This window comes from Enterovirga sp., assembly GCF_028290205.1.
In the GTDB taxonomy this organism is placed as follows: Bacteria; Pseudomonadota; Alphaproteobacteria; order Rhizobiales; family Beijerinckiaceae; genus Enterovirga.
In genome coordinates this window covers 1-6,043 of the sequence record NZ_JAQGKF010000191.1, presented here as the reverse complement: position 1 = coordinate 6,043, position 6,043 = coordinate 1, and the positions used below count along the sequence as shown (strand labels likewise).

General features: G+C 73.8%; 7 protein-coding genes. 3 read left to right on the top strand and 4 right to left on the bottom strand.

The window, feature by feature from the left end:
* Positions 1 to 162 precede the first annotated feature (162 nt).
* Genes JWR86_RS13605 through JWR86_RS13590 form a run of 4 tightly spaced genes read right to left on the bottom strand, consistent with a single transcriptional unit; the run spans position 163 to position 2,859 of the window.
* Positions 163 to 1,368: a CCA tRNA nucleotidyltransferase gene (locus JWR86_RS13605; RefSeq protein WP_299566520.1), complete on the bottom strand. Its 1,206-nt coding sequence runs from the start codon at positions 1,366 to 1,368 to the stop codon at positions 163 to 165.
* Positions 1,365 to 1,622 carry a DUF6111 family protein gene (locus tag JWR86_RS13600; protein WP_299566519.1) on the bottom strand — a complete coding sequence of 86 codons (258 nt, stop codon included), beginning with the start codon at positions 1,620 to 1,622 and terminating at the stop codon, positions 1,365 to 1,367. The genes JWR86_RS13605 and JWR86_RS13600 overlap by 4 nt, the downstream gene beginning before the upstream one ends.
* Positions 1,619 to 2,272, bottom strand: coding sequence for a CoA pyrophosphatase (locus tag JWR86_RS13595; protein WP_299566517.1), 654 nt, complete (start codon positions 2,270 to 2,272; stop codon positions 1,619 to 1,621). The genes JWR86_RS13600 and JWR86_RS13595 overlap by 4 nt, the downstream gene beginning before the upstream one ends.
* Entirely contained in the window at positions 2,269 to 2,859 is a 591-nt protein-coding gene (locus tag JWR86_RS13590; RefSeq protein ID WP_299566515.1) for a DUF1285 domain-containing protein, read from the bottom strand. Before JWR86_RS13590 ends, JWR86_RS13595 begins: the two co-directional genes overlap by 4 nt.
* Before the next feature lie 162 nt (positions 2,860 to 3,021).
* Between JWR86_RS13590 and JWR86_RS13585 the strand changes: the two genes are divergently transcribed.
* The 3 genes from JWR86_RS13585 to JWR86_RS13575 form a co-directional block, all read left to right on the top strand.
* On the top strand, positions 3,022 to 4,044 hold the full coding sequence (locus tag JWR86_RS13585; protein WP_299566513.1) for a MoxR family ATPase: 1,023 nt from the start codon (positions 3,022 to 3,024) through the stop codon (positions 4,042 to 4,044).
* Positions 4,044 to 4,961: a DUF58 domain-containing protein gene (locus tag JWR86_RS13580; protein WP_299566511.1), complete on the top strand. Its 918-nt coding sequence runs from the start codon at positions 4,044 to 4,046 to the stop codon at positions 4,959 to 4,961. The genes JWR86_RS13585 and JWR86_RS13580 overlap by 1 nt, the downstream gene beginning before the upstream one ends.
* Positions 4,962 to 4,964: 3 nt before the next feature.
* Positions 4,965 to 6,043, top strand: a 1,079-nt coding sequence (locus JWR86_RS13575; RefSeq protein ID WP_299566509.1) for a BatA domain-containing protein, incomplete at its 3' end; no start/stop codon positions are given.

Here is a 6,043-nt window from a genome sequence, read left to right as displayed (position 1 = left end):
CCGCGCCGCTGCCGGGCGCCGGCGCCTGGCGGCACGCGCCGGCCGCCGGCCGGTTCGGGGAACCAGACCGGACCGGGACCCTGGGGACCCGTCCGGCCGAGGAGGCCGACCCCCTCGGCGACATCATCGGCAAGCTGTTCGGCGAGTAGCGGCGCCCGGCCTTCAGCCCCCGGCCCAGCTCCAGCGCTCCGGGCAGCCTGCGGCGAGCCACGCCTCCCGGGCCTCCGCGAGGCGTCGCCCGATCTCCCGCCCCGGCGCGAGCCCGGCCGCGACGAGGTCGGCTCCTGTGAGTGGGAAGCGCGGCGGCTGGGCCTCGCCGGCCCGGTAGCGGGCCAGCAGCCGGGCCGCCTCCGCCGTCAGAACCGGGCGCGGCTCGCCGAGCGTGGCGGCGGCGACGTCCTTCAGCGCCTCCGCCCCGTTCAGCACCGCCTGGCGTCGCAACTCGGCCTCGTCCAGGGGCTCCGTGCGGGCGACCAGACGGGCCAGGGCCGCGGCGTAGCGCTCGAGGCGGGCAAATTCCTCGTTCGAGAGGCGGAGCGCCTCGCGCAGCCCGCCCGCGTCCTCGGGGCTGCGCACGAGGCAGGCGGCGAGCCGCCCGACGGCGTCGGCCTCGCATGCGGCCGCCCGGCCGAGCCGGCCGAGATCGCAGACCCGCGCCACCAGCCGACCGAGCAGGCCCCCGGTCTCGAGCAGCGCGAGGGCCTCGACGGCCCGGGGCGCCGCGAGCAGCTTCAGCAGTTCGGTCCGGATCCGCTCGCGGGACAGCCGGGCGAGACCGTCGCGCGCACCGATCACGGCCTCGTAGCCGGCGGCGTCGAGCGGGCCCCGGCCGTATTCGGCCCAGAACCGGAAAAAGCGCAGAGCCCGCAGGTAATCCTCCCGGATGCGCCGGGCCGCCTCGCCGATGAAGCGGACGCGCCCGGCCGCGAGGTCGGCGAGCCCGCCCACCGTGTCCTGCACCGTGCCGTCGCGCCGGAGGGTGAGGGCGTTCACGGTGAAGTCGCGCCGCTCGGCATCGGCCGCGAAATCGCGTCCGAACCGCACCACGGCGTGGCGGCCATCCGTCTCCACGTCCTCGCGCAGCGTGGTGACCTCGAAGGGCCGCCCGTTCGCGATCACCGTCACGGTGCCGTGCTGGATGCCGGTCGGGACGGTGCGACAGCCGGCCCGTTCGGCTCTGGCCGCGACCTCCGCCGGCAGGGCGGTGGTGGCGAGGTCGATGTCGCGCACCGGTCGGCCGATCAGGACGTTGCGGACGGCCCCGCCGACGATGCGGGTCTCCTCGCCGTCCCCGTCCAGCACGGCCAGGAGGCGCGCCACGTCGGGCCGGGAGCTGAGCGCGCGCGCAGCCTCCCGGTCGAGGCTCATCGGAAGCCGCCCGGCACGGGCTTGCCGTCCTCCATGTGCGGCGGCACGTAGCCGCCCGTATGGGTCTCGCCGAACACGCCCATCAGGACGAAGCCTCCGACCACCAGGAGCAGCCCGGCGAGCGCCAGCCAGGCCGCGCTCTGCGACCACGATTCGATGGCGAGCACGCGCCGCCGGGTGAGCACCAGCACCAGCGCGAACAGTGCGAAGGGGACCAGGAAGAGCGCAAGTTCCTGGAAAACGATCCTGATCATTCCTCGCCGTAAAGCCTTTCATGCATGTTGCGAAGGATACCGGCCGTGACGCCCCAGATGTAGCGCTCCCGAAACGGCATCGCGTAGTAGGTTCGGACGCCCGTCTTCCAGGCCCGGGCATGCAGCTCGTGATGGGCGGGGTTCATCAGGAAGGCCAGCGGCACCTCGAAGGTGGCCGAGACCTCGCCGGGGTTCATCTCGAGCGTGAAGCCGGGCTCAACGAGGCCCAGAGCCGGGACCACAAAGAAATTGGTGCCCGACAGGTAGGCGTCCAGGTAGCCCAGAGGTCGGACGTGGCAGCGGTCCAGCCCGATCTCCTCCTCGGCCTCGCGCAGCGCCGTGTCGAGCGGGCTCGCATCGTCAGGGTCCATCCGGCCGCCCGGGAAGGCGATCTGTCCGCCATGGTGGCGCAGGTGGGCGGCCCGCCGGGTCAGAAGCACGGCGAGGCCGTCCGGATGGGCCACCACCGGAACCAGCACGCCGGCGATGCGGGGCGGGGCCTGGCTCTCGAGATCCGGCCAGCTCTCCGGGTCGAGCGCGTGATCCCCCTTCAGATCGGAGCGCCGGTCGAGGAATCCCGGCGGCTCGGGCCGCAGTCGCGACAGCGCCCGGGCCGTGAAGGCGGCGGCCGGGGAGGTGCAACCGGTCACCGGGCGGTGCTCTCGGCCGGGAAGGGGAAGAACAGGTCCCCGACCGCAACCCCGAAAGCGGTCCGTCCGCCCTCGTTCCGCTCCTCCCCGAGCTCGACCAGATCGTAGGTCAGCGCGCGGGTGAGCCGCGCCCACAGCCCCCCCCGGACCAGCACGTAGGGCTTGAGCCCGCCATCCGGATCCAGATCGAAGCGCAGCGGGTGTTCGGCATCGACCCGGACCAGATCGTCCACATTGGTCCTGAACGCGACGCTCCGGTCGGAGTCATCGCCCGCCACGGACATTTCCACCGCCGCGAAGGGCGCATCCGCCACCGCGATCCCGATCCGCTCCACCGGCGTCACCAACACGAAACGCTCCGGATCGCGGCGCAGCACCGAGCTGAACAGCCGCACCAGCGCCGGACGGCCGATGGGCGTGCCCATGTAGAACCAGGTGCCGTCGCTCTCGATCCGCATGTCGATCTCGCCGCAATAGGGCGGGTTCCACCGCTCCACGGGCGCCGGGCCGCGACCCGGCTTGCCGAGCGCGGCGCTGAGCCGCCCAAGGGCGTCCTGGCCGGTTGCTGCCCCGCCTGCCTCGCTCATCGCCATGACGACTCCATATGGGCCCTTCTTCCTGGCACGAGGTCGCGCCGGGACTTCCCGCCCCTGCGGCCGATAGACCCGCTTGCCAGAAGGAGGAAAGCGGTCCCACATCTGCAGGATTGCCGCGACGCACGCCACGTCCGCGCGCCGGAGATGCCCTGGATGACGATGGCTGCCGCCGCCGACCCGACCTCCTTGGACGACGCGGTCATCGCCCAGGCCGAAACGGCGCTCGACACGATCGGCCGGGCCAGGGTGGCGATTCACAGCGTGATCTTCGGCCAGGAGAGCGTGGTCGATCTCTCCCTCATCACGCTCCTGTCCGGCGGCCACGGCCTCCTGGTCGGCGTGCCGGGCCTCGCGAAGACGAAGCTCGTGGAGACGCTCGGCACGGTGCTCGGGCTCGATGCCCGGCGCGTCCAGTTCACGCCCGACCTGATGCCCTCCGACATTCTCGGCACCGAGGTGCTGGATGAGGGCGCGGACCGGCGCCGCTCGTTCCGGTTCATCAAGGGCCCGATCTTTGCCCAGCTCCTGATGGCGGACGAGATCAACCGGGCCAGCCCCCGGACCCAGTCCGCCTTGCTGCAGGCCATGCAGGAGCACCACGTTTCGGTGGCCGGCGACCGTCACGACCTGCCCCGCCCGTTTCACGTTCTTGCGACCCAGAACCCGATCGAGCAGGAGGGAACCTACCCGCTGCCCGAGGCCCAGCTCGACCGCTTCCTGCTGCAGATCGATGTCGGCTTCCCGGACCGGGTGGCCGAGCGCCGCATCCTGATCGAGACCACCGGCGCGGCCGAGACCCGGCCCGCCGCCGTGATGAGCACGGACGCGCTGCTCAACATCCAGCGCCTCGTGCGCCGCTTGCCGGTCGGCGAGAGCGTCGTGGACGCAATCCTCGACCTCGTCCGTTCGGCTCGTCCCGAGGAGGGCGGCAGCGAGGTCGCCGGCAAGCTGCTCTGGGGCCCCGGCCCGCGGGCCAGCCAATCCCTGATGCTGGCCGTGCGGGCGCGCGCCCTGATCGAGGGCCGGCTCGCGCCCTCTGTGGATGACGTGGTGGCGCTGGCCGAGCCCGTGCTGAAGCACCGCATGGCGCTGACCTTCGCGGCCCGGGCGGACGGCGAGACCGTCTCGGGGATCGTCGAACGCCTCGCCGCCAGGGTCGGGCGCCGCACAGGCTGATGGCTCAGACCGCCGTCCTGTCCGAGGGCCGGCGCCAGCCGGGCCGCGAGGAGACCGGAGCGGCGCTGTCGCTCGCGAGCCGCATGCCGCGGCTCGTGCTGGAAGCGCGGCGCGTCGCTGCCAGCCTGGCGCACGGACTGCACGGTCGCCGCCGGGCCGGCCCTGGCGAGACCTTTTGGCAGTTTCGGCCCTTTGTGGCCGGGGAGGCCGCGGCCCGGGTGGATTGGCGCCGTTCCGGCCGGGACGACCGGCTCTATGTTCGCGAGCGGGAATGGGAATCGCCGCACGCCATCTGGCTCTGGATGGACAGGTCGGCCTCCATGGCCTTCCGGTCGAGCCTGGCTGAGACCGCCAAGGTCGAGCGCGCCTTCGTGCTCGGCCTCGCGCTGGCGGACGTGCTGGTGGAGGGCGGCGAGCGGGTCGGCCTGATCGGCCATGCCAGCCCGACCGCCTCGCGCCGCATCGCGGAGCGCTGCGCCGAGACGCTGGCCGCCGACCGGCAGCGGCTCGACGAGGACCTGCCGCCGCCGCAGCCGCTGGCCCGGCAGGACGAGGCTGTCCTGATCGGCGATTTCCTGGCCCCCCTCGCCGAGATCGCCGCCTCCGTCGAGGGGTTGTCGGCCCGCGGCGCGCGCGGGCACCTCGTGCTGATCGTCGATCCCGTCGAGGAGACGTTTCCATTCGACGGCCAGGCCGTCTTGCACGACCTCGAAGCCGGGCTGGTGCTTCGCATCGGCGACGCCGCGAGCTGGGGCCGGGCCTATCGTGAGCGCATCGCCGCGCACCGGGACGCCGTGCGGGACCTGGCACGGCGGCGCGGCTGGACGGTGACGGTCCACCACACCGACCGGCCCGCCAGCGAGGCGGCGCTGCGGGTGCTGACGCTCGTCGCGAGCGCCCGGCAGGGAGGCGGCTGAGGCATGCTCGGCCTTCCCCTCACCTTCGCCGTGCCGGCCGTGCTGGCCGCGCTCGCGACCTTGCCGGCCATCTGGTTCCTGCTGCGGGTGACCCCGCCGCAGCCGCGCCGCATCGACTTCCCGCCGCTCAGGATTCTGGCGGACCTGCTGCCCGAGCGGCAGACCCCGGCCCGCACGCCGCCCTGGCTGCTGCTGCTGCGGTTGCTGGTGGCGGCCCTTCTGATCCTGGCTGCGTCCGGTCCGCTCTGGAACCCCGGCGCGGCCGGCGGGGCCGGGCCGCTGCTCCTGATCCTGGACAACGGCTTTCCGGCGGCCGGCGATTGGCGCGAGCGGGCCGCCTATGCCGAGGAGCGCGTGCAAGCGGCCGTCCGGGAGGGTCGGGCCACCGCCATCCTGGCCACGGCCGACCGGCCGGCCGCCATTGCCGCCTCCGCCCCCGGCGCGGCGCTGGAGCGCGTCCGGGCCGTGAAGCCGCAGCCCTACCTGGTTGACCGGCGGCCGCATCTGGACAGCATCCGGGCCTATCTGGCCACGGCACGCGATGCCGAGATCGTGTGGATCGCCGACCGCACTGCCGGGGCTGGCGATGCCGGTTTCGCCCCGGCGCTGGCGGAAGCGGCCGGCGCGCGCCGCGTGGCGGTGATCGCGGGGCCACGCTCCGGTGCGCTGGCCCTGGCCGGTGCCGAGAACGCGCCCGCCCAGCTCTCCGTCCGGGTGGTCCGGGCGGAAGCGAACGGCCGCGATTCCGGCACGCTGCGGGCCAGCGACCTGCGCGGCCTGCCGCTGGCCCAGGCGCCCTTCACGTTTCCGGCCGGTGCGGTCGAGACGCAGGCGAGCTTCACGCTGCCGATGGAGGTCCGCAACGCCATCGCCCGGGTCGACATCCAGGAGGAGACGTCGGCCGGCGCCGCGGCGCTGTTCGACGACCGCGGTCGCCGCCGGCGCGTCGGGCTAGTGTCGGGCGCGTCCGCCGACCAGGCGCAGCCGCTGCTGTCGCCGACCTACTACCTGGCCCGCGCGCTCGGGCCCTATTCGGAGCTGCGCGAAGCGCCGGGCGGCGTGTCGGAGGCCATCTCCGCGCT

Coding starts and splice junctions, on each gene's coding strand:
- JWR86_RS13605 (WP_299566520.1), bottom strand. CDS start 1,368: ATGAGCCTCGACCGGGAGGCTGCGCGCGCGCTCAGCTCCCGGCCCGAC.
- JWR86_RS13600 (WP_299566519.1), bottom strand. CDS start 1,622: ATGATCAGGATCGTTTTCCAGGAACTTGCGCTCTTCCTGGTCCCCTTC.
- JWR86_RS13590 (WP_299566515.1), bottom strand. CDS start 2,859: ATGAGCGAGGCAGGCGGGGCAGCAACCGGCCAGGACGCCCTTGGGCGG.
- JWR86_RS13585 (WP_299566513.1), top strand. CDS start 3,022: ATGACGATGGCTGCCGCCGCCGACCCGACCTCCTTGGACGACGCGGTC.
- JWR86_RS13580 (WP_299566511.1), top strand. CDS start 4,044: ATGGCTCAGACCGCCGTCCTGTCCGAGGGCCGGCGCCAGCCGGGCCGC.